This is a genomic window from Bacillus sp. BS3(2021) (assembly GCF_021043345.1).
GTDB classification, from domain to species: domain Bacteria; phylum Bacillota; class Bacilli; order Bacillales; family Bacillaceae; genus Bacillus; species Bacillus paralicheniformis.
The window spans coordinates 118,109-136,466 of sequence record NZ_JAJNDM010000004.1 but is presented as its reverse complement, the minus strand read 5'-3'; the positions used below and the strand labels follow the sequence as shown (position 1 = coordinate 136,466).

The following is an 18,358-nucleotide window of genomic DNA, read 5'->3' as shown; positions in this document are numbered from 1 at the left end:
AGCCTTTTAGACGGGATCTATTCGTTTTTCAATCTGACTTTTACGACCGAGTTGGCTTTTAATTCTTTGCCTGCTTTTACATTTTGGCTTTTCACATAACCCTGGCCGCTCGTTTCGATATGAATGCCTGCCATGGCGCCGAAGCGGAGGGCGTCACGCTTTGACCAGCCCGTCATATCAGGCAGTGTGATTTTCCCGTCGGCCTTCAGGAAGACCCTCTGATTCGGCAGGACGGCTTCTCCCGCTTTCGGGTACTGTTCTTTCACAGCCAAGCCATCGCCGATCGTAACCGGAACAAGGCTGCTGTTTTGCGCCTCTTTTTCGGCGGATTTGGCTCGTTTGCCGGTGAAATCAGGCATTTCCAGCTGTTTTTCTTCCTGCTTTTCTTCTTTTTTGGTCTCTGTCGGTGTGATATTTAAATAGTGAAGACTGTTTTTCATCACCGGATTGAAAATTTTTGATACCGGAGCAGAACCTGTTTCCGTAGCCTTTAATTGCGGCTGCTGTACGGCTACATAAACGAGAAGCTGCGGATCGTCCTTCGGCGCCATGCCCATGAAGGAGAACACGTAGTTTTCGCGGCCGGTCAAATATCTGCCGTCTTCTCCGGCAATTTGCGCCGTACCGGTTTTTCCGGCGACATCAAATCCTTCGATCTTGTACGGCTTCCCCGTCCCTTTATCAGATGTGACGACTTTTCCCAACAGGTCGCGCACTTCTTTTGCCGTTTTGGCAGAGATCGGCTGTCCGACTTTTTCCGGTTTATTTTGATAAATCGTTTTGTTTTTGTCAGAATCAACGACATGATCGATGACATAAGGCTTCATCATTTTTCCGTTATTCGCGATCGCTGTCGCGGCCTGAAGCTGCTGGATCGGCGTGACCGCTGAACTTTGACCAAAGGCAGTTGATACTTTATCACGCAAATATTCAAAATTGATTTTGCTGTTCGCTTCTCCAGGCAGGTCGATGCCCGTTTTGTCGTAAAAATGGAACTTCCGCAAATATTGATTGAAGCGGTCTGTGCCGAGTTTATCATTGGCAAGGATCGCAAACGCGACGTTTGAGGAGCGTTCAACACCTTCATTAAATGTGATCGGGCCCCAGCCGTTGCCGCCATTATGGTCTTTAATCGGCTTATCTTTTTTAGACACCGAATATGATCCAGACTTGTATTGTTCTCCTCCATTATATACGCCTTCTTGGATGGCTGCCGCCAATGTGAAAATCTTCATCGTCGAGCCTGGCTCAAAGCTGTAGGAGACAAGGTCGTTGTAATAGTTCGTGACATCGCGCACGTTCGGGTTGAAGCTCGGCCTTTGCCCCATCGCGAGCACTTTGCCCGTTTTCGGATCAACGACCGCCGCCATAATCTTCTTCGGCTTGTATTCTTTTTGGACGGTCGTCATGCTGTCTTCCAAAAACGCTTGGATTTTTTGATCGATCGTCAAATACACGTTGTCTCCGTTGTTTGGCGCTTTAATATTTTCGTTGCTGTTCGGCAGGCGCCAGCCCGTTCTGTCGGTGTCGTACGTCATGTATCCGTCCGTTTCTTTCAAATAATCGTTGAGCGTTTTTTCAAGGCCCATCATGCCTTGCATTTCACCTGTTTTTGCGTTGATCTGCGAATAGCCGATGAGATTGGAAGCGAAGATTCCGTTTGGATAGTAGCGCTTCGTATCGCGGGTGAACACGATGCCAGGCAGCTTCAGCTTTTCGATTTTTTCTTTTTGGGCATATGTCAAATCCCGCCCCGCCGATCCGAATTCAACCTGAAACGCTCCTTTTTTATTGAGAATATCGAGCACTTTCCCCTCATCCATACCGAGAATCGGCGCAAGCTTCTCAGCCGTCAGCTGCTTGTTTTTCACGTATTGAGGTTCCATCTTTTTGCTCATAATCGCGACGAGCTTGTATGTCGAAGTGTCTTCGGCAAGCACTTTTCCGTTCCGGTCAAGGATCGATCCCCGGTGGGCTTCGATCGTCCGCTTTTTCTCATACTGTTCGTTCGCCTTCTGTGCAAGCACTTCGCCGTTCACTTTTCCCGTCGCTTGAATAAACGCAAATCGTCCTACGATAACAAAGAAAAAGAGGGCAAAACAAATACTGAGTATTGCCGCTCCTCTGTTCATGAATTTATTTTTTTTCGGCATTGTGCATCATTCCTGTATGTCTTTCACTTTTTTATCACCTAATTTAAGGCCTTTTTTCCGGGCGATGTCCATGATACGGTCCGGCTCTTTCAGCATATCGGCTTCTTTTTCGAGGTCACCAACTCTGCTGCTTTCCGTTTCAACCTTCTTTTCGAGCTTTTGAATTTCAATATTGGTCTGATACGCGGCAAAAGCCTTTGAAATCATAAAAAGTGAAGCGCTGAGTACAGCCAGGGCAAAAAGCACAATCAGTACCTTTTCCCCAAGCGTTATCGATGCTCTTCTCCGGATGATAACGGATTGTTCTGCACTGTTTGTCTGTCGTTGCTGTTTTTCTACTTTATAAGCCAAATTGCTCATAGACTGATGACCTCCTTTTAATTCGTACAGCTCACTCTCGTGCTTTTTCCGCGATGCGCAGCTTCGCTGAGCGCGCACGGTTATTGTGTTCAAGCTCCTCTTCAGAAGCTGTGATCGGCTTTCTGTTGACTAACTTTAATTTCGGTTCAAACTCCTTGGGGATCACGGGCAGTCCGTGAGGCAGTTCAGGAGGCGATGACATCTCTTTAAATGTCGATTTGCAGATCCGGTCTTCCAGCGAGTGGAACGTGATGACCGATACCCTTCCGCCCGGCTTCAGTACCTCAATCGCCTGTAAAAGCGCTTCTTCAAACACTCTCAATTCATCGTTTACGGCAATTCGAATCGCCTGGAAGATCCGTTTAGCCGGATGCCCGCCGCTTCTTCTTGCCGGTGCGGGAATCGCCTCTTTGATGATATCGACAAGCTGGCCTGTTGTTTCAATAGCCGATTGTTCTCTTGCTTTTTCGATTTTCCTGGCGATTTGCTTGCTGAACTTCTCTTCTCCGTATTTAAAGAAGATTTTCACGAGATCCTCATAAGGCCATTCATTGATGACTTCCTTTGCCGAAAGGCCCGCCGACAGGTCCATTCGCATATCAAGAGGTGCATCATGATGATAGCTGAAGCCCCTTTCAGGTGTATCCAGCTGAGGAGATGAGACGCCTAAATCAAATAAAACACCGTCCACTTTCGTGATGCCGATTTCGTTTAGACGGTCTTTTAAATACCGAAAATTGCTTTTTATGAAAACGACTTGTCCTTCATGATCCGCCAGTTTTTCCTTCGCGTGGCGGAGTGCGGTTTCATCCTGGTCAAAAGCGACCAGCTTTCCTTTTTCAGACAGCTGTGAAAGCAAATATTCGCTGTGACCGGCACCGCCTAATGTACAGTCTACATATGTACCGTCTTCTTTTACATTTAAACCGTCAACTGTTTCTTTTAATAATACTGTTGTATGCTCAAACATTTCTTTACTAGTCCCACCTTTATTCAAATGAACTGATTGCAGAAGCGCCGCATGCGCAAAGATTCATTATATATCAAATCCGATCATGTTTTCAGCTATTTCGGCAAATGAATCTTCCTGCTCTTCTACGTATTGTTCCCAAATCTCTTTGCTCCACAATTCAATTCGATTTGAAACTCCGATGACCACGCATTCCTTCTCAAGCTTTGCATAATTTAAAAGCGGTGATGCAATGTTGATCCGGCCCTGCTTGTCCAATTCGCATTCGGTGGCTCCGGAGAAAAAAAAGCGGGTAAAAGCGCGTGCATCTTTCTTCGTAAGAGGAAGAGCCTTCAGTTTTTCTTCGATGAGTTTCCATTCGGACATCGGGTAGCCAAACAGGCACTGATCAAGCCCGCGCGTCAGAACGAACTGCTCGCCGAGGCCTTCTCTGAATTTCGCCGGAACGATCATGCGGCCTTTTGAATCAATCGTATGCTGGTATTCACCCATAAACATGATCTCGGCCCCCACTTTCGTTCCTCAACTCACCACTATCCACCACTTCTCTCCACAAATTTATTTTACACTGTTTTAGAACAAAAAAAAACCCTGAACTACTCAGGGTTTTTTAAAAAATTATTTCAAAGTTTGACAACTTGATGCATGTTTTGAAATGAATATGGCAAATCCTTGTATTTTTCCAAGAAATTCGGACCGTATTTGTTCAAATAATACACGATGTTCCAAATTCTCTCCTGCGGAGCGTCTAAAGGCTTGATGCTCGTTTGAATTTTGTCAAAATCACGCAAAATGTAGTTTTCTCTTTCTTCAATCCTTTTGATAACCGTTTTCTCCAAAAATTCGAGCTGGTCTTGAATGAAGCCTGAGTTTTTTTCTAAAAGGGGGCCGAGGCTCCCGTCGATTTCGAGGGCTTCAGCGCGCACAGCGGAATGGATGTTTTCGATTTTTTCTTTCGCCTGTTTGACCGAATCGGTAAAACCGCTCGGAACCTTATCTTCAAAATACTGCTCTTTTTTGGCGCGCGCTCCCTTTTCAATCGATTCACGGAGTTCGATTCCCCGCTCGCCCAGCTTTTTTTCGATGTGCCGCTCAAGGAATGTAACCTGAAGCCTCGGTATGACAGGCGGCATTTTATAGCCCATAACCTGAAAAGCGCCTTTCAGCTCGCCCCAATAATTGATCTCTCCGGGACCGGCGATGAACGCCAATGTCGGAAGAAGGTATTCCTGCATGAGCGGCCTTGTTACGACATTATTGCTGAACGCTTCCGGCTTTTGGCAGATCAAATCGCAAAGCTCTGCTTCAGACCACTGAAGGTGAAGCTCTTTTATAAAAAACGCCCCGTTTTCTTTTTCGATTAAAAAGCGCTCGCCGTCGTGTTCATAAAAAAGGTTCGCATGCTGTGCGGCTCCTTCGATAATCGGTGTGTAGCCCAGTTGTTGCATGAATTCCTGCTGCCGTTTGACAGAATCGGTCAGCTCGTCGTTTCTGTTCAGCAGCTGCCGGAAAAAACGCGCTTCAAGGGCTCTGATGCCCGGGTCGCCGGAATTCAGAAGGATCAGTCCGTCTTGTTCAAACATGCCGGCAACAAGATATTCGAAAAAATCGGTGAAGGAAAGAGACTGCCTTAAACATCGGCGCAAATGGCCGAGAAGATCATTCGTATACTCCGTTTCTTCAAATGAGGCAAAAATCCCGTCCAGCCACTTTTCAGCTTTTTCGGCATCGAGCGCCGTTTTTGACGCCTGGCTTTTTTTCCAGTGAGACTGCGGGAGCTTGTGCTTTTTCACCTTGCCCCCGTCAGAAATGTAGACGTGATTGATTTCTTCCAGATCGTGGTCTTCCCCCGCAACCCAGAATACCGGAATGACCGGAACGTTCAGCTCTTGTTCTTTTTGCTTTGCAAATACAAGGATCGATACGATTTTATGTATAGTGTAAAGAGGACCCGTTAAAAGGCCGGCCTGCTGCCCTCCGACAACGACGACGCTTTTCGGATCGCGAAGCCGTTCGATCGTTTCATTCATGCTTGCCGATTGAAATTTGCTGTGATAGTCGAGCAAATAGTCAGCTAAAGCATCGCGGTCATACGTCCGGGAGGAAAGGTCATCCAAACGGACACTCCAACTTTCATTGCTCAGGCCGTAATCGAAAAACGGCTCTATCTCCTTTTTTCCATTTATATAGTCTCGAACAAAAGGGTTTTGACTTTGTATGGAAAGTTCAGTAAGCTGCATCTTTAGAACTTCCTTTCTCCAGTAAATAGTTAGCTTTCCGAAACGAGTATAGCACGTTCCGCGATTCGGTCAAAAGATTTAGCTCCATTCGTTTTCAAGCGCCTTGATACTGTGATATAAAAAGGTAAGGTGCGGAGCAGACTCCTCTGACTCTTTTGCCCGCTTCAGCAGATAGCCCATGATCGCATCGGCTTCCGTTTTTCTTCCGGCCAGCACATCGGCAAGCATCGAAGACGTGTTGCTTTTTGTCCGGCGGCAGACGGAAAGAACATGGTCCCATGCTGCTTGGCGGTCTTCAAGTTTCAAAATCCGGCTCGCTTCTTCAAAAACGAGCTTCATATAGGCCTCATACATCGGCTCTTCAAGCAGTGCGCCGTTTTCCACTCGCAAAAGAGCCGTCAGCGGATTGATGCACGCATTGACAATCAATTTTCCGGCGAGTGTCTTATACCAGTCTTCGCACCAAATAAAAGGGAACGCTTCATGAACTGAAGCGAGCTCTTTTTTCAGACGGGAGGCGGATGGGCTTCGGAACGCGCTCCATTTTACGGCCCCTTTTCCCGTGTGCCGGAATGTGCGGTCATCCACCCTGACTGCCCCGTGTTCCACAGATCCCGTATAAATGCGGTGGCCCGTCTGCCATTTTTCAAGCACGGGAATATGTGCCATTCCATTTTGCAGGAACATGATATCACGAGGCGCGGCCTGTTCCAGTTCCGGCAGAACGCCTCCGAGCTGATGCTCCTTTACGGCAACAAAAAGAAGATCGCAGTCAGGATCAAGTTCAGTCCTGCCTCTGACGTTCACGATCATCTCTTGTTCGTCTTCAAGAAGGCGGATTCCCTTTTCTTCAATCGCTTCAGCCTGTTCCTTTCTCCGAGCGATCACCGTCACTTCATGGCCGAATGAAAAATAGTATGCAAAAAGGAGGCCGACCGAGCCTCCTCCGATGACTCCGATTTTCACATGCTCACACCCTGATTTTTTCATATACTGTATATCATAGCAGAAATTTTCGCCGTTGACTTGTAAGTTGTTTCAAATATTCAGAACCATTTCGCTTCATTATATTAGAAAATTTTTATCATTTGGATTTTTTGAAAAAAGCGTTTACAATAGAAGTAGACCACAAACAAGGGGGTAACATAATGGTCAAAATCGAACGTTTGCTGATCAATTACAAAACGCTTGAAGAATTTAAAAAGTTCAGGGAGTACGGGATTCAAGAGCTTTCCATGCTGGAGGACCTTGAAAGCAACATGATTGAAAACGACAGCAATTCACCTTTTTACGGCATCTATTACGGGGATCGGCTCGTCGCAAGAATGAGCCTGTATAAAGCAGATGGAAAAACCAACCAATACTTTGAAGAAGGCCAGGATTACCTCGAGCTCTGGAAGCTTGAAGTATTGCCGGGGTATCAGCGCAACGGCTACGGTACGATGCTGGTGGAGTTCGCCAAATCATTCGGACTCCCGATTCGCACAAGCCCGCGTGTCAAATCATCCGATTTTTGGAGCAAGATGGGCTTTACACCGGTTAAATACGATATGGCCCGGGATAAAGGGGAAAATCCGCTCGTTTGGCATCCTGCGAGCGAACCAAATCAAAGTTCTGAATCAGCCTAAATGAAAAAAGCCGGCCGAAAGAGGATGGCCGGTTTTCTATTTTTCAAGCGGCTCGAGATTTTCATTCGACTCCGGCTGGGGCTTCACCTTTTTGTTTCGTTCGCCTTCCTGAAGAACGACCATTTTTCGGGCTCTCTCCATGATTTCAATCAAGGCTTTATAGTCCTCTTCCGTCAATTCAAGCCGTTTTTTCAGCGATTGATTTTCGCTTCGCAGCTTTTCAACTTCTTGTTTCAGCTCATTGATTTCTTCAGCGAGCTTTTTCTTCTCATCTATAAAGTCTTTTTGAACAGGGGCTTCTTTCAGCTTTTCAAGGTATTGAATAACATCATCGAGCGTCAGATTTTCCGCATTGCTCCCGGAAACCGTTTTGACAGATCCAGGAAGATTTGCAGAATGGACGCCTATTTTTTTGCGCAGCTCTTTGCGCTGCTTTTTTGCCAGTTCAATACCTGATTGGTATTGCTTTCTGACAAAGGAATTCCAGCGGAATCCGCAGGCAGCGGCCGTTCTGCTTAAAGCCTTGCCCACTTCTTCAAAGGCTGAAAGCTGTGTGCCGCCTTCCCGAATGTGCCTTAAAACAACCTCAGCCAGCAATATATCTTCATCCTGTGTCCATGCATCCTGCCTTGTAATCGTCAAATGTTATCCCCCTCCATGACTTTATGAATTTACCTCATACATATGCGGCTGATAGAGTAGATAGACTATTTTCTTTACAGGAAATAAAAGGATGAAGGGAATAAAAAAACACAAGACCTGAAGTCTTGTGTTTTTCATTGTTGACGATTAGTTGCTTTTTACGTCTTTTCCTTTGTATGATCCACATGCTTTGCAGACGCGGTGTGAAAGTTTCATCTCACCACAGTTTGGGCATTCTACCATACCAGGCACTTGCAATTTAAAGTGTGTACGACGAAGTCTTTTTTTCGTTTTAGAAGTTCTTCTAAAAGGTACAGCCATTATTCCCACCTCCTTAAAGAGCGTTAAGATTCATCATCTTGTTTTAAGAGCTTCTCGAGTCCGGCAAGTCTCGGATCGATCCGGTCTTTCCGGTCATCTTCTGTAATGACCTGCCAATCCTTGCCCTCCTGCGGAGCACCTTCTTCTTTTTGAACAGACTCACAAAAGATTTGCATAGGGATCTCAAGAAGGATTTCTTCTTTCACGACCGGAGTCAAGTCGATGAGGTCATCCTCAACAATATGGACGTCTTCATCTTCCAATTCCTCGGTCTTATGAAATATAAACAGTTCTTTTGTAGAAATACTGAATGGATAACGAACATCAACAAGCGTTCTTGAGCAAGGCAAGATCATCTCGCCTGAAATGGTAAAATCAAATGCAGCCTGCTTTGAGCGGAATTCCGCGCGCCCTTTCACCCGCACCGGTGAAATGCTGCGTATTTCCGAGCTTTGAGAGAGTTCGCTTAAATCAACTGTTTCATCAAATTCAAAGTCTTTCTTCGGCATTTGATTCAACTGATGTATCGTCCATTTCATTGTATCACCTCTAAGTGAGCAACAAACATGATTATAGCTTTCATCATGTTTTTTGTCAATATTTTTTCTTTACAGATATGCGCCTGCGCTTTTCATTCGTTGACATTGTGAACAACAATTCATACACTTAGAAAAAATGCTGTTTTTCGCTAGGCGTCTGGACATTCCATGTGTAAATGTATCATAACTATTTCAAGAGATGCAAGAGAGGTGAAAAAATGAAAGCGGTCGGCCTTGTTGTGGAATACAACCCTTTTCATAACGGACATTTATATCATATAAAGGAAGCAAAATCGGAAACCCGGAGCGAGGTGGCGGTTGCCGTTATGAGCGGTTCCTTTTTGCAGCGCGGCGAACCCGCCATCGTCTCAAAGTGGGCGCGAACGAAGATGGCGCTCGCATCTTTTGCCGATGTCGTCGTTGAACTTCCTTACATATTCGCTGTTCAAAAAGCGGAAACGTTTGCTGAAGGCGCCGTCGCGATTTTAAATGAGTTAGGGTGTGCTTCTTTGTTTTTCGGAAGCGAGCACGGCGATATTGAGGCGTTTCTCAATACAGCCGCACATACGATAGAGCACGAAGACGGGCTCAACGAAGAAGCAAAAAAACAAATAGCGTTTGGGCTGAGCTACCCGCAAGCGATGGCAAAGGCGTTCCGGGCTGTAACCGGAGACGGCAGAAACATTGTTGACCTTTCAAAGCCGAACAACATACTCGGATTCCATTATGTGAAAGCCATCGTGCAAAAGCAATTGAGCATGAAGCCTGAAACCGTCAAGCGCCGATCCTCGGGCTATCACGATTCGGCCTTCCCGGAAGCGGACCGAATCGCAAGCGCCACAAGCATACGCAAATCGATCTTTGAAACGGGAAGCCTCGCGAACAGCCGCTTCTACCTTCCAAAGCCATCGATCGACGAGCTTGATGAATACGCCCGGACTTTCGGCATGTGGCACTCGCCCGAAGATTATTTCCCCTTTTTGAAATACAGCCTCCATACAATGGATACAGAAGAGCTGAAAGGGATTTATGAAGTGGAAGAAGGACTTGAGCACCGCGCCAAAAAAGCGATCCGAAAAGCAGGCTCATTTAAGGAATACATGGAGCTTTTGAAAACGAAGCGCTATACGTGGACAAGGCTGCAGCGCATGAACACCCATATCCTCACAAAAACGAAGAAAGCCGACGTCAAGCGCATGTTAAGCGAACCGTATCCGGCATACATCAGACTTCTCGGCATGACAAAAAAAGGACAGGCCTATTTAGCGGAAAAGAAAAAAAGCTTGAGCGTACCCCTTATTACAAAGACGGGATCTTTTTCCCACCCTTCCCTTCAGCTCGACATAAAAGCGGGTCAAGTATACAGCGCCCCGCTCAAAGAGCCGGGGCGGACGATGCTGACGGAGCAGGAATATTCCCTTTCACCGATCAGGTATGACGAAGACAGCCGGATATTTTTGCGCAAATAAAACCGCCTGATGTTGCTCATCAGGCGGTTTTCACTTTATCTTCCAAATAATGAATCGCATCATCCATCGTGTCGACAGGGACGATTTTCATATCGGTTTTAATATCTTTTGCCGTTTTGACCGCTTCTTCGTAGTTAGATCCTTTTTTTCCGCTTTCGTTCGGAGCAAAAAAGATGTCGGCTCCCGCCTTATCTGCGGCAACGACTTTCTGGCTGATGCCGCCGATCGGACCGACTTTGCCTTCGTCATCGATCGTTCCGGTTCCCGCAATATGGTGTCCTTTCGTCTCGTCTTCTTTTGTCAGCTGATTATAGATCTCCATTGACATCATCAGCCCTGCCGAAGGGCCGCCGATGTTTTCAATGTCCATATCGACCTCCGGCTTCACCTTGACATTGCGGTCTGTGATGAGGGATACGCCAAGCCCGGCTCTCTTCGGATCTTCTTTAAATGTTTTCAGCTTCATCTCATATGTTTTTTCTTCTTTATCCCGTTCAACTACGATTTTCACGGGGTCTCCGGCTTTTTTTGATTCGATGTAGCGGACGAAGCTCTCCGCTGAACGGAACGTTTTTCCGTCAGCTTTTTTAATTTTGTCTCCGACTTGTATTTTTCCTTCTGCAGGCATGCCGCTGACGACCGTCATGGCATATACGCCGTTAAACGTGTAGCTGACTTCTTTTCCGGCCCGCTTATAAGCGGCGATCATCGCATTTTCCTGGGAATCTCTCATCATTTGCAGCTGGCGCTTCATATATTCCTGATCAGATTCGCCTTCTTGTTTGAAATTTTCTTCCGGAAGAATTTCGTGGTAAGGGCGCACTTTTGCCCACATGTATGTAAGCGGATTTGCAGGGCCGACTTTCACTGTCATTAAAGAAAAGCTCCCTTTTTCAGGATAGCCGTTATCAACTTTAATTAAAGGTTTCAGCTCAGTCGCTTCGCCGGGTTCTGTGATGTAATAAGGCAGCTTCACAAATGACAGCGCGGCCGTGATGATAACGATCAGTAATGCGATGCGTATAATTCTTTTTTTCAGCATGTATATGTAACCCTCCATCTTTATTTTCACCGGCTCACATCTTCGGTCCGGTTCCAAATTTTCAGCCTGCATGAATTCACAGATGTATGCCATACCTTCTATTGATGCTTATCAAGGAGAAGGGCTTCAGCAAGTCTCAAGCAGCTTCCGGTTCATTTGTATCGCCGATCTGCAATCTGGTGGTCTAAAATGAGGACCAGCCTTCGTATAATGATAAAGAAGTTTCACGGAGAAGGCTTCCGCACAAATCGGGCAAGCTTTTCGTTTATTTTATCATGATCCTGTTTCCAATGTGTATTCACAGCCGCAAAGGGGGTTAGAAATGGACATGTCAAAGGTAAAGACACTTATGATTGCCGTTTTGCTGCTTTCGTTTACAGCCGCCGTCATCACCCATCCGCAAGAATCATTTGACGCTTCTAAAAGTGGACTTGCCATGTGGTGGGAGGTCGTATTCCCTTCCCTTTTGCCTTTTTTTATTTTATCAGAGCTCTTGATCGGATTTGGTGTCGTCAGGTTTGTCGGGCTGCTGCTCGAGCCTTTCATGAGACCGGTGTTCCGCGTTCCCGGCGTCGGAGGGTTCGTGCTTGCGATGGGAATGGCATCAGGAAATCCGGCCGGTGCAAAACTGACTTCAAGGCTGAGACAAGAGCGGCAGATTTCACGGGTCGAAGCAGAGCGGCTCGCTTCGTTCACCAACTCATCTAACCCGCTGTTTATTTTCGGAGCCGTTGCGGTCGGCTTTTTCCATAATCCTTCTCTCGGCGTCGTGCTTGCGGCAGCCCATTATTTGGGCAATTTCGCAGTCGGGTTGACGATGCGTACTTACGGAAGAAAAGAAGAGAACCGCACCGCTGTGCGAAAGAAGCTTCCTTTGCCTTCTATTAAAGAAGCCTTAAAAGCGCTCCATCAGGCAAGACTTGAAGAAAAGCGGCCGCTCGGCAAACTTTTGAGCGATGCTGTCATCTCTTCTGTCCAAACGCTGTTAATGGTGGGCGGCTTCATCATTCTTTTTTCGGTTTTTAATAACATTCTTTCTGTGATGCACATCACCGACATTCTTTCGCACGCCACACGAATGATTTTGACTGCTCTTCAATTCCCCGGTGATTTTGATAAACCGTTATTATCGGGATTGTTTGAAATTACGCTCGGCAGCAAACTGGTCAGTGCCACGGATGCGGCGCTTCTCCAGCAAGCGGTGATTGTCAGCTTTATTTTGGGTTTCAGCGGCTTCTGCGTTCAGGCGCAGGTTGCAGGCATTCTTGCTGAAACCGATATTCGCTTTAAGCCGTTTTTTATCGCCCGCATCCTTCAGGGAATTTATGCAGCGATCTTTGTTCTTATTCTTTGGAAGCCTCTTTATACATCGTTCTATTCTCCGACGGAGCCGGCCTTCTCCTTTCTGACGGCCGGGAAAACGGAATCTTTCTTTCTGCAGATGTGGAACGCGTTGGCAGAGATTGGTCCGCTCCTTACGATCGGCACCCTTCTCATTTACAGCATTCTTTATGCCAAATCTTACGCCCCTGCTAAAAAATGAGCAGCCGGTTACGGCCGCTCATTTTTTGCAAACTTTTTTTCAAGTGCAGCCTCGACCGCTTCCGGCACGAGTTCTGCGACTGAACCTTTATATTTTGCCACTTCTTTGACAATGCTTGAACTAAGGAATGAGTATTGGTTATTCGTCATCATAAAAAACGTTTCAATATTTTCATCAAGCACTTTGTTCATCGAGGTTCCCTGCATCTCGTATTCAAAGTCAGATACCGCTCTAAGCCCTCGCAGGATGACGTTCGCCTGCTTGCTCTTTGCATAATCAATCAATAGCCCCTGGAAAGATTCCACTTGCACATTCGGGATATCCTTCGTCACTTCGCGAAGCAGCCCACAGCGTTCTTCCACCGTAAACAGCGGCTTTTTCGAAGAATTGTTCAAGACGCATACATACACTTTGTCAAACACTTTCGCCCCGCGCCTGATGATATCCAAATGTCCAAAAGTCACCGGATCAAAACTTCCGGGACAAACGGCAATGCTAGCCATCCCCATTCCCTCTCTTTCTGTATATGGTCACGCCTGTTAAGCCGTATATTTCCTGACGGGCAAGCTGAAGTCCGCCCGCCTCGGTCGGAAGGATAACTTCCTTCCCATGCTCAGCTACAATAAAACCTCTGTCAGTCAGCATATCCGCTTCATCAATCTTCGATAAAAGCGCTTCCAGCTTTTGTTCTCGATATGGCGGGTCCAAAAAGACGGCGTCAAAGCTTGCGCCCCTTTTCACCAGCGCATGGAGAGCCCGTTCAGCGTCATTCCTGTATACCTCGGCACGTTTTTCCAAGCCCAGTGTTTTCAAATTGCCTTTTACGGTTTGAATCGCTTTAAAATCACGGTCGACAAAAATGAAGCGGTCAAACCCCCGCGACAGCGCTTCAATCCCCAATCCGCCGCTTCCCGCGTACAGATCAAGACCCGTGCCGCCTTCAAAATACGGGCCGATCATATTAAAGATGGATTCCTTTACTTTATCAGTCGTCGGCCTTGTCGACGTGCCGGGAACCGCTTTTAAGGCACGTCCCTTATACGTCCCAGAAATCACTCTCATACTTCCACCACTTTTTCTTAAAACTCGAAAAAAATCATTCCTATCTTATCATAAAGTGTTTTCTGGCACAAACACCCAAAGTACAAATTCATATGTATAGCAAAAAGGCTCAGTGGTGATAATAATAGCAACAGCATCGATTGATGTTGTTGCCAACCGCGGAGAAGACTTACGTTTCCCCATAAGTTCTTCCTCCGGTTTCTCCTCTCCCTTTGCCTTCTCCTTGATTTTTAAGGAATAGAAGGACCCCGCAGAGGTATTTCTGCGGGGATTTTTTTAAAATAAAGCAAGTTAGAGCCCGGCTTTATAGTCGTATTCTTTCGCTTTATCCTGCTTGGATTCAAACTCCATTTTCAAGAACGGTTTGTATGAAAGATCCACCTGTTTGACAAAAGAGTACGAACGTATTTTAGCGATGATTCTTTCGGCATCTTCCATATTGCAATAAACCACTACATATTTCAGCCGCTTTGAAACGTAATGAACATTTCCGAATTTCCTGAGCATTTTCGCCTGCTTCAAGGAGTGCAGCCAAACGATTAAGCCTTGACGCCTGATTTCCAAATTGTTCACCTGCCTGTCGCTCTGTGCATGAAGTTCTAAAAAAAACGAGACTCGGGGCGACCGAGCCTCATCAGGAAACTTTACAGCCGCAGCTTCCGCCTGACCCGCAGCCGCCGCCGCAAGATGAAAGATTATCAAAATAAGGGTTTCCAGTCGGTACTTTGATATGTTTTGATACAGCCTGACCGATTTCCACGCTGACTTCATCTAGGATAGATTGCAGCTCGGTTTCCGCCTTTTTAAATTCGGCTACTGTATTGTGAAGGTCAAGCTCCCGTTTGATTTCCCTCATTTTCTTGGATATCTCTTTATAATCAGGATGATACTTGCCAAAGCGCTGCACATCCTCATACTGTTCTTTTATTTTCGTAAACGAAGCGATAATACGTCCGGCCTCTTCATCTTCGCGGAGACGCTTGTAGCATTTTCTGTAATGTTCAGCCGCCTCTGATTGAAGAATCATGTTGGCCAAATCATATGCTTCATTTTGAAGCCGCAACGATTCCATTGTGGCAAACATAGACATGCACCTCCAGCTATAGTGTATCACAAAACAGCCGTTTTCAAAAATGTCTGTGCCGCCTCCAAACTATTATTTTCCAAAAACTTCGCTTGTACAAGCTGCATCGCGCCATTCTGAAACGCCCTTGGGTTTTGGTTTATGGGTGGCGCAGCCGGCCAGCAAGAGGCACAACATGATTACAAGCCAGCACTTTTTCATCACAGATCAACTCCTTTACACCTAGCTTTGCCAGAATGACGCGATTTATCATCATAAAAAAAAGACTCAGGCTTTAAATTAATCCTGAGTGCGCATCGCATGAAACATTTGAAGCATCATCTGGGCCATCTGAATGCCGCCCGATAGCTGGTTGACCCTGTGAGGAATCGTTTTTTCATAAAAGTTCATCATATCGAGATGAAAGGCTGACAAGTCATTCGGATTCCGCGAAAGCTTGCGGTACCAGACCGGCTGCTCACGGATGAACCGGCGGCGCTCTTCATCAGCGAACACATACTCCTGCACTTCTTTACGCATGTCTGACTCCTTCCCTAATCTTTTCGGAAAGAAAACGGATGCTCGCCGCCGCTTTGATTCTGCTGTTTTTGGCTTCCGCCCGAAAACTGGCTGAGCAAGCTTTGCAGCGAAGAAATAGACTGGCTCATTTTATTGATCTGCTCATTCATTTGATTGGCATCCATCTTTCGGACGGCCGTCACCATTTTTGAAATGAAATCGTTTTTGCCGCCAGCAGAAGGCTCCTTTTCTGCCGAAGCTTCTTTTTCCCTGTACGGATCCCAAATCGAATCGTCTTCCCCGAGCAAAACCCAGTTTTCATATACTTCCTGCCAGCTTTTTTCTTGTTTCCGGACTTCGGAAATCAACTTAGGATGCCGTTTAATAAATTGCTTAAATTCATCAATGGATGATTGCGCGTTTTGATTTGCCAACGTCTACACCCCCTCCGAAAACATATGCCTGCTATAGTGTAATCCGCCCCGGCAAAATGTGTTCGCCTAAAAATCCCTCTTTTTATAGGAGTCCGTGCGGAAGAGTGAGCAGCAGACCAAACATTAAAAGTTTCATGGTTTTCTCTAAAAACTAAAAACCCGGGTATGATCCCGGGCTCTAGTGCCATTCTTTAATAAAGTTCTGCGTATAATATTTCTCGTCCACCCCGACTCCGAGATGAGTATAGTCGGCATTTAACAGCGCTTTTCTGTGTCCTTCGCTGTTTAACCAGCCTTCAACCGCCGCAGGCCCGTCGACATAGTTGAGCGCGATATTTTCCCCCGCCTGCTCAAAGTTCACTTTCCCTTTTTCCAGCCTGTCTTTGAGCGTGCCTTCCGTTTCTGACACATGGGAGAAATAATGGTGCTCTTTCATGTCGCTGCTGTGGCCGTATGCCACTTTTGATACGCCTTCATCCCAAGAGAGCTGGGAAAGACCGTGTCTTGCGCGGATGACATTCGTCAAATCAAAGATCTGCTTCTCATTTGCTTTCTCGATTTTTTTCCAATCCGATTCTGTCAATGCTTGAGGTTCGATCAGGGTGCCTCTGTAGACAACTTCATACGGCCTTTGCTTGATGAAAGTCGGCGCATCAAATGCCCTGATGCTTGACAGCGTTCCCTCGAATTTATCCATATACAGCTGAACATAAATGTCTCCGACTTTCACCGTCGGCCTTGTATTCATGTCTTCCTCAGAAAATTCGAAACGGTATGAACTGCCTTTATATTGAACATTGACATAAGGGGCGATCTGGGCGGTTTTGAAGACTTCCCTTGACGGCCGTCCAATTTTAAACGGAGCGGTGTTCAACCCGTCGCCTGTCGCAAACAATGTCACGGCCTTGCCGCCAATCAAGCCGATTTGAACGTACTGTTTTGCCCCTTGGCTATAGACCCACCATTCATAATCATATGCTGAAGGATCGACCCTGTCCGGTTTCCCCAGTTTCTTTTCGATCGTCTCAGCCGACTCTCCGATAAAAGAAAGCAAGCCGGAATCGGGAATGTTCAAGGATTTCTCTTTTTTCGCATCCTCGTTTGAGACTTGCGGCTTGTCTTCCTTCACAATTTTCTCAGGTGTTGAACCGTATTGAATAAACAGCGTGTATGAAGCCGCAACGATGAGAAGGATCACAACCGCTCTTAATATATTTTTCAAACTTTCACCTCCGACTGACGGATCAATCTATCCATAAAACGGCGCACCGCATCAAAAACTTGCCTTTAGTGTCATTTAAACAGAACTGACATGAATTTTCAATGATAATACAGCCTATTAAGATGTGCGACAAAATATGTTTTAATGAAGAAAATCTCCAGGCCTCTCTTCGTTTTCCGATATAAATGTCAGCGCGTCGCCAGCCTGCCGGTTTGATTTTTTGTGGGTTGAAACATCGCCTAGCGTAATGATGCCCGCAAGCGTCTTTCCCCGTGTAACCGGGACCCTCCTGATCTGATAATCTCCCATGAGATCAACCGCTTTTTCAATTGAATCGTCTTCACTTACCGTAATGAGATCCGTCGTCATGACATTTGTAATTTTTTGCGAATTTGGTTTTTTAACGGCGATCCCCCGCAGCACCAAATCCCGGTCAGTAACGATCCCAACCAGTTCCAAACCGTCATCAAGCACAACCGGAATCGCTCCGACATTTCCGTCTTTCATTTTCACGGCAGCCTCGTACACATTATCAAGAACTGTACAATATAATATTTCCTTTGTCATAATATCTTTCACACGTGTCAATCAGAAGACCTCCTCTTGTCTTTCGTTTGTTCATATTGTCGTCAAGCCGCCCGCGATTCATACTGTTCACAAAAATATTTATATATCGGCTAAAGCCAGGATTGAAAGTTTAACGCTTTCATACTATGATTGTCAGTAAAGGTAATTTTTTAAAGGGGGTTTTACGGGATGAAATTTGAAGAATCCGGTATCGAAGGCTTGACTGCTGACCTTAACCGGTTAGACGACATCATGGAAAACGAAGGGTTCGTAAGAGCTGGCCAATGGGATTATGAACGCGTCACATATGACCGCAAATTCGATATGGTGGAAGGCAGGTACTACCTCCGCGTGTTCGGATATGCCGTCGAAGGCGATGTGGGCGCCCGGCGCGCGGTCATCAAACTGATGACACCGCTTCTGGGCAAATATTATTATCCGCATGGAGTGGAATACGGTGAAAACGAACATTTCCCGCCGCAGCTCCTCAAAACAAGCAAGACGGTGCTGAATTCAATCAAAGAAAAAGTTTCAGCGCTTGAAGTGTAGCAGACGTACATAAAAAGGGTACAGCCCCTCTGATG

The 18,358-nt window shown here is 46.2% G+C and carries 24 protein-coding genes; 4 read left to right on the top strand and 20 right to left on the bottom strand.

Going from position 1 to position 18,358, the window contains the following annotated elements; all coding sequences use genetic code 11:
- Positions 1 to 17: 17 nt before the first annotated feature.
- From LQ247_RS10760 to LQ247_RS10735, 6 genes are all read right to left on the bottom strand, one after another.
- Positions 18 to 2,153, bottom strand: a complete 2,136-nt coding sequence (locus tag LQ247_RS10760) for a penicillin-binding protein (RefSeq protein WP_020451296.1) — start codon at positions 2,151 to 2,153, stop codon at positions 18 to 20.
- Between the two features lie 6 nt (positions 2,154 to 2,159).
- Positions 2,160 to 2,513: a cell division protein FtsL gene (gene ftsL / locus LQ247_RS10755; RefSeq protein ID WP_020451295.1), complete on the bottom strand. Its 354-nt coding sequence runs from the start codon at positions 2,511 to 2,513 to the stop codon at positions 2,160 to 2,162.
- A 31-nt stretch (positions 2,514 to 2,544) separates the two neighbouring features.
- The gene (gene rsmH / locus LQ247_RS10750) at positions 2,545 to 3,483 is read right to left on the bottom strand and encodes a 16S rRNA (cytosine(1402)-N(4))-methyltransferase RsmH (RefSeq protein WP_020451294.1); all 939 of its coding nucleotides are present in this window, start codon (positions 3,481 to 3,483) and stop codon (positions 2,545 to 2,547) included.
- Between the two features lie 66 nt (positions 3,484 to 3,549).
- Positions 3,550 to 3,981, bottom strand: coding sequence for a division/cell wall cluster transcriptional repressor MraZ (mraZ, locus tag LQ247_RS10745; RefSeq protein WP_009328555.1), 432 nt, complete (start codon positions 3,979 to 3,981; stop codon positions 3,550 to 3,552).
- A gap of 125 nt (positions 3,982 to 4,106) precedes the next feature.
- Positions 4,107 to 5,723, bottom strand: coding sequence for a bacillithiol biosynthesis cysteine-adding enzyme BshC (gene bshC / locus LQ247_RS10740; RefSeq protein ID WP_079289142.1), 1,617 nt, complete (start codon positions 5,721 to 5,723; stop codon positions 4,107 to 4,109).
- A 78-nt stretch (positions 5,724 to 5,801) separates the two neighbouring features.
- Positions 5,802 to 6,689 carry a 2-dehydropantoate 2-reductase gene (locus LQ247_RS10735; RefSeq protein ID WP_144497610.1) on the bottom strand — a complete coding sequence of 296 codons (888 nt, stop codon included), beginning with the start codon at positions 6,687 to 6,689 and terminating at the stop codon, positions 5,802 to 5,804.
- A gap of 182 nt (positions 6,690 to 6,871) precedes the next feature.
- On the opposite strand from LQ247_RS10735, the gene LQ247_RS10730 reads away from it, so the two are divergent.
- Positions 6,872 to 7,351, top strand: coding sequence for an N-acetyltransferase (locus LQ247_RS10730; protein ID WP_231006036.1), 480 nt, complete (start codon positions 6,872 to 6,874; stop codon positions 7,349 to 7,351).
- A 36-nt stretch (positions 7,352 to 7,387) separates the two neighbouring features.
- Here the strand turns inward: LQ247_RS10730 and gerR are convergent, their stop codons facing one another.
- The 3 genes from gerR to LQ247_RS10715 form a co-directional block, all read right to left on the bottom strand.
- A complete protein-coding gene (gene gerR, locus LQ247_RS10725; protein ID WP_144497609.1) occupies positions 7,388 to 7,993 on the bottom strand; it encodes a sporulation-specific transcriptional regulator GerR in 606 nt (201 codons plus the stop codon).
- Positions 7,994 to 8,140: 147 nt separating this feature from the next.
- Complete coding sequence (gene rpmF / locus LQ247_RS10720; RefSeq protein WP_003181522.1) at positions 8,141 to 8,314, bottom strand: 50S ribosomal protein L32; 174 nt, start codon at positions 8,312 to 8,314, stop codon at positions 8,141 to 8,143.
- 23 nt (positions 8,315 to 8,337) lie between these two features.
- Positions 8,338 to 8,853: a YceD family protein gene (locus LQ247_RS10715; protein WP_023857255.1), complete on the bottom strand. Its 516-nt coding sequence runs from the start codon at positions 8,851 to 8,853 to the stop codon at positions 8,338 to 8,340.
- 218 nt (positions 8,854 to 9,071) lie between these two features.
- Between LQ247_RS10715 and LQ247_RS10710 the strand changes: the two genes are divergently transcribed.
- Positions 9,072 to 10,322, top strand: a complete 1,251-nt coding sequence (locus tag LQ247_RS10710) for a nucleotidyltransferase (protein ID WP_105980923.1) — start codon at positions 9,072 to 9,074, stop codon at positions 10,320 to 10,322.
- 19 nt (positions 10,323 to 10,341) lie between these two features.
- On the opposite strand, the gene LQ247_RS10705 is transcribed toward LQ247_RS10710, so the two are convergent.
- Entirely contained in the window at positions 10,342 to 11,364 is a 1,023-nt protein-coding gene (locus LQ247_RS10705) for a SepM family pheromone-processing serine protease (RefSeq protein WP_231006035.1), read from the bottom strand.
- Between the two features lie 322 nt (positions 11,365 to 11,686).
- Here LQ247_RS10705 and ylbJ point away from each other — a divergent pair, with 322 nt between their 5' ends.
- On the top strand, positions 11,687 to 12,907 hold the full coding sequence (gene ylbJ, locus LQ247_RS10700; RefSeq protein ID WP_020451286.1) for a sporulation integral membrane protein YlbJ: 1,221 nt from the start codon (positions 11,687 to 11,689) through the stop codon (positions 12,905 to 12,907).
- A gap of 8 nt (positions 12,908 to 12,915) precedes the next feature.
- Here the strand turns inward: ylbJ and coaD are convergent, their stop codons facing one another.
- From coaD to LQ247_RS10660, 10 genes are all read right to left on the bottom strand, one after another.
- Positions 12,916 to 13,410 carry a pantetheine-phosphate adenylyltransferase gene (coaD, locus tag LQ247_RS10695; RefSeq protein ID WP_020451285.1) on the bottom strand — a complete coding sequence of 165 codons (495 nt, stop codon included), beginning with the start codon at positions 13,408 to 13,410 and terminating at the stop codon, positions 12,916 to 12,918.
- Positions 13,403 to 13,969, bottom strand: coding sequence for a 16S rRNA (guanine(966)-N(2))-methyltransferase RsmD (gene rsmD, locus LQ247_RS10690; RefSeq protein WP_020451284.1), 567 nt, complete (start codon positions 13,967 to 13,969; stop codon positions 13,403 to 13,405). Before rsmD ends, coaD begins: the two co-directional genes overlap by 8 nt.
- A 48-nt stretch (positions 13,970 to 14,017) precedes the next feature.
- Positions 14,018 to 14,152, bottom strand: coding sequence for a hypothetical protein (locus LQ247_RS22050; RefSeq protein ID WP_256163752.1), 135 nt, complete (start codon positions 14,150 to 14,152; stop codon positions 14,018 to 14,020).
- Between the two features lie 108 nt (positions 14,153 to 14,260).
- Positions 14,261 to 14,533: a YlbG family protein gene (locus LQ247_RS10685; protein ID WP_009328559.1), complete on the bottom strand. Its 273-nt coding sequence runs from the start codon at positions 14,531 to 14,533 to the stop codon at positions 14,261 to 14,263.
- 70 nt (positions 14,534 to 14,603) lie between these two features.
- Positions 14,604 to 15,053 (bottom strand): YlbF family regulator, encoded by a 450-nt coding sequence (locus LQ247_RS10680; protein WP_095290416.1) that lies wholly within the window; start codon positions 15,051 to 15,053, stop codon positions 14,604 to 14,606.
- A 72-nt stretch (positions 15,054 to 15,125) separates the two neighbouring features.
- The gene (locus tag LQ247_RS22045) at positions 15,126 to 15,254 is read right to left on the bottom strand and encodes a hypothetical protein (RefSeq protein ID WP_269146005.1); all 129 of its coding nucleotides are present in this window, start codon (positions 15,252 to 15,254) and stop codon (positions 15,126 to 15,128) included.
- A gap of 78 nt (positions 15,255 to 15,332) precedes the next feature.
- Entirely contained in the window at positions 15,333 to 15,572 is a 240-nt protein-coding gene (locus tag LQ247_RS10675; protein ID WP_020451282.1) for a YlbE-like family protein, read from the bottom strand.
- A gap of 14 nt (positions 15,573 to 15,586) precedes the next feature.
- Positions 15,587 to 15,985: a YlbD family protein gene (locus tag LQ247_RS10670; RefSeq protein ID WP_020451281.1), complete on the bottom strand. Its 399-nt coding sequence runs from the start codon at positions 15,983 to 15,985 to the stop codon at positions 15,587 to 15,589.
- Between the two features lie 178 nt (positions 15,986 to 16,163).
- Entirely contained in the window at positions 16,164 to 17,207 is a 1,044-nt protein-coding gene (locus tag LQ247_RS10665) for a CAP domain-containing protein (RefSeq protein ID WP_231006034.1), read from the bottom strand.
- 141 nt (positions 17,208 to 17,348) lie between these two features.
- Entirely contained in the window at positions 17,349 to 17,795 is a 447-nt protein-coding gene (locus LQ247_RS10660; RefSeq protein WP_023857262.1) for a CBS domain-containing protein, read from the bottom strand.
- A 168-nt stretch (positions 17,796 to 17,963) separates the two neighbouring features.
- Here LQ247_RS10660 and LQ247_RS10655 point away from each other — a divergent pair, with 168 nt between their 5' ends.
- Entirely contained in the window at positions 17,964 to 18,323 is a 360-nt protein-coding gene (locus LQ247_RS10655) for a YugN family protein (RefSeq protein ID WP_020451278.1), read from the top strand.
- Positions 18,324 to 18,358: the final 35 nt, after the last annotated feature.

What these genes read in the sequence shown, in the direction of transcription:
- mraZ (WP_009328555.1), bottom strand. Translation starts at nt 3,981, where the DNA reads ATGTTTATGGGTGAATACCAGCATACGATTGATTCAAAAGGCCGCATG.
- LQ247_RS10705 (WP_231006035.1), bottom strand. Translation starts at nt 11,364, where the DNA reads ATGCTGAAAAAAAGAATTATACGCATCGCATTACTGATCGTTATCATC.
- ylbJ (WP_020451286.1), top strand. Translation starts at nt 11,687, where the DNA reads ATGGACATGTCAAAGGTAAAGACACTTATGATTGCCGTTTTGCTGCTT.
- rpmF (WP_003181522.1), bottom strand. Translation starts at nt 8,314, where the DNA reads ATGGCTGTACCTTTTAGAAGAACTTCTAAAACGAAAAAAAGACTTCGT.
- LQ247_RS10760 (WP_020451296.1), bottom strand. Translation starts at nt 2,153, where the DNA reads ATGCCGAAAAAAAATAAATTCATGAACAGAGGAGCGGCAATACTCAGT.
- LQ247_RS10715 (WP_023857255.1), bottom strand. Translation starts at nt 8,853, where the DNA reads ATGAAATGGACGATACATCAGTTGAATCAAATGCCGAAGAAAGACTTT.
- LQ247_RS10680 (WP_095290416.1), bottom strand. Translation starts at nt 15,053, where the DNA reads ATGTTTGCCACAATGGAATCGTTGCGGCTTCAAAATGAAGCATATGAT.
- ftsL (WP_020451295.1), bottom strand. Translation starts at nt 2,513, where the DNA reads ATGAGCAATTTGGCTTATAAAGTAGAAAAACAGCAACGACAGACAAAC.
- LQ247_RS22045 (WP_269146005.1), bottom strand. Translation starts at nt 15,254, where the DNA reads ATGAAAAAGTGCTGGCTTGTAATCATGTTGTGCCTCTTGCTGGCCGGC.
- LQ247_RS10730 (WP_231006036.1), top strand. Translation starts at nt 6,872, where the DNA reads ATGGTCAAAATCGAACGTTTGCTGATCAATTACAAAACGCTTGAAGAA.
- coaD (WP_020451285.1), bottom strand. Translation starts at nt 13,410, where the DNA reads ATGGCTAGCATTGCCGTTTGTCCCGGAAGTTTTGATCCGGTGACTTTT.
- bshC (WP_079289142.1), bottom strand. Translation starts at nt 5,723, where the DNA reads ATGCAGCTTACTGAACTTTCCATACAAAGTCAAAACCCTTTTGTTCGA.
- rsmH (WP_020451294.1), bottom strand. Translation starts at nt 3,483, where the DNA reads ATGTTTGAGCATACAACAGTATTATTAAAAGAAACAGTTGACGGTTTA.
- LQ247_RS22050 (WP_256163752.1), bottom strand. Translation starts at nt 14,152, where the DNA reads ATGGGGAAACGTAAGTCTTCTCCGCGGTTGGCAACAACATCAATCGAT.
- LQ247_RS10655 (WP_020451278.1), top strand. Translation starts at nt 17,964, where the DNA reads ATGAAATTTGAAGAATCCGGTATCGAAGGCTTGACTGCTGACCTTAAC.
- rsmD (WP_020451284.1), bottom strand. Translation starts at nt 13,969, where the DNA reads ATGAGAGTGATTTCTGGGACGTATAAGGGACGTGCCTTAAAAGCGGTT.
- LQ247_RS10675 (WP_020451282.1), bottom strand. Translation starts at nt 15,572, where the DNA reads ATGCGTAAAGAAGTGCAGGAGTATGTGTTCGCTGATGAAGAGCGCCGC.
- LQ247_RS10710 (WP_105980923.1), top strand. Translation starts at nt 9,072, where the DNA reads ATGAAAGCGGTCGGCCTTGTTGTGGAATACAACCCTTTTCATAACGGA.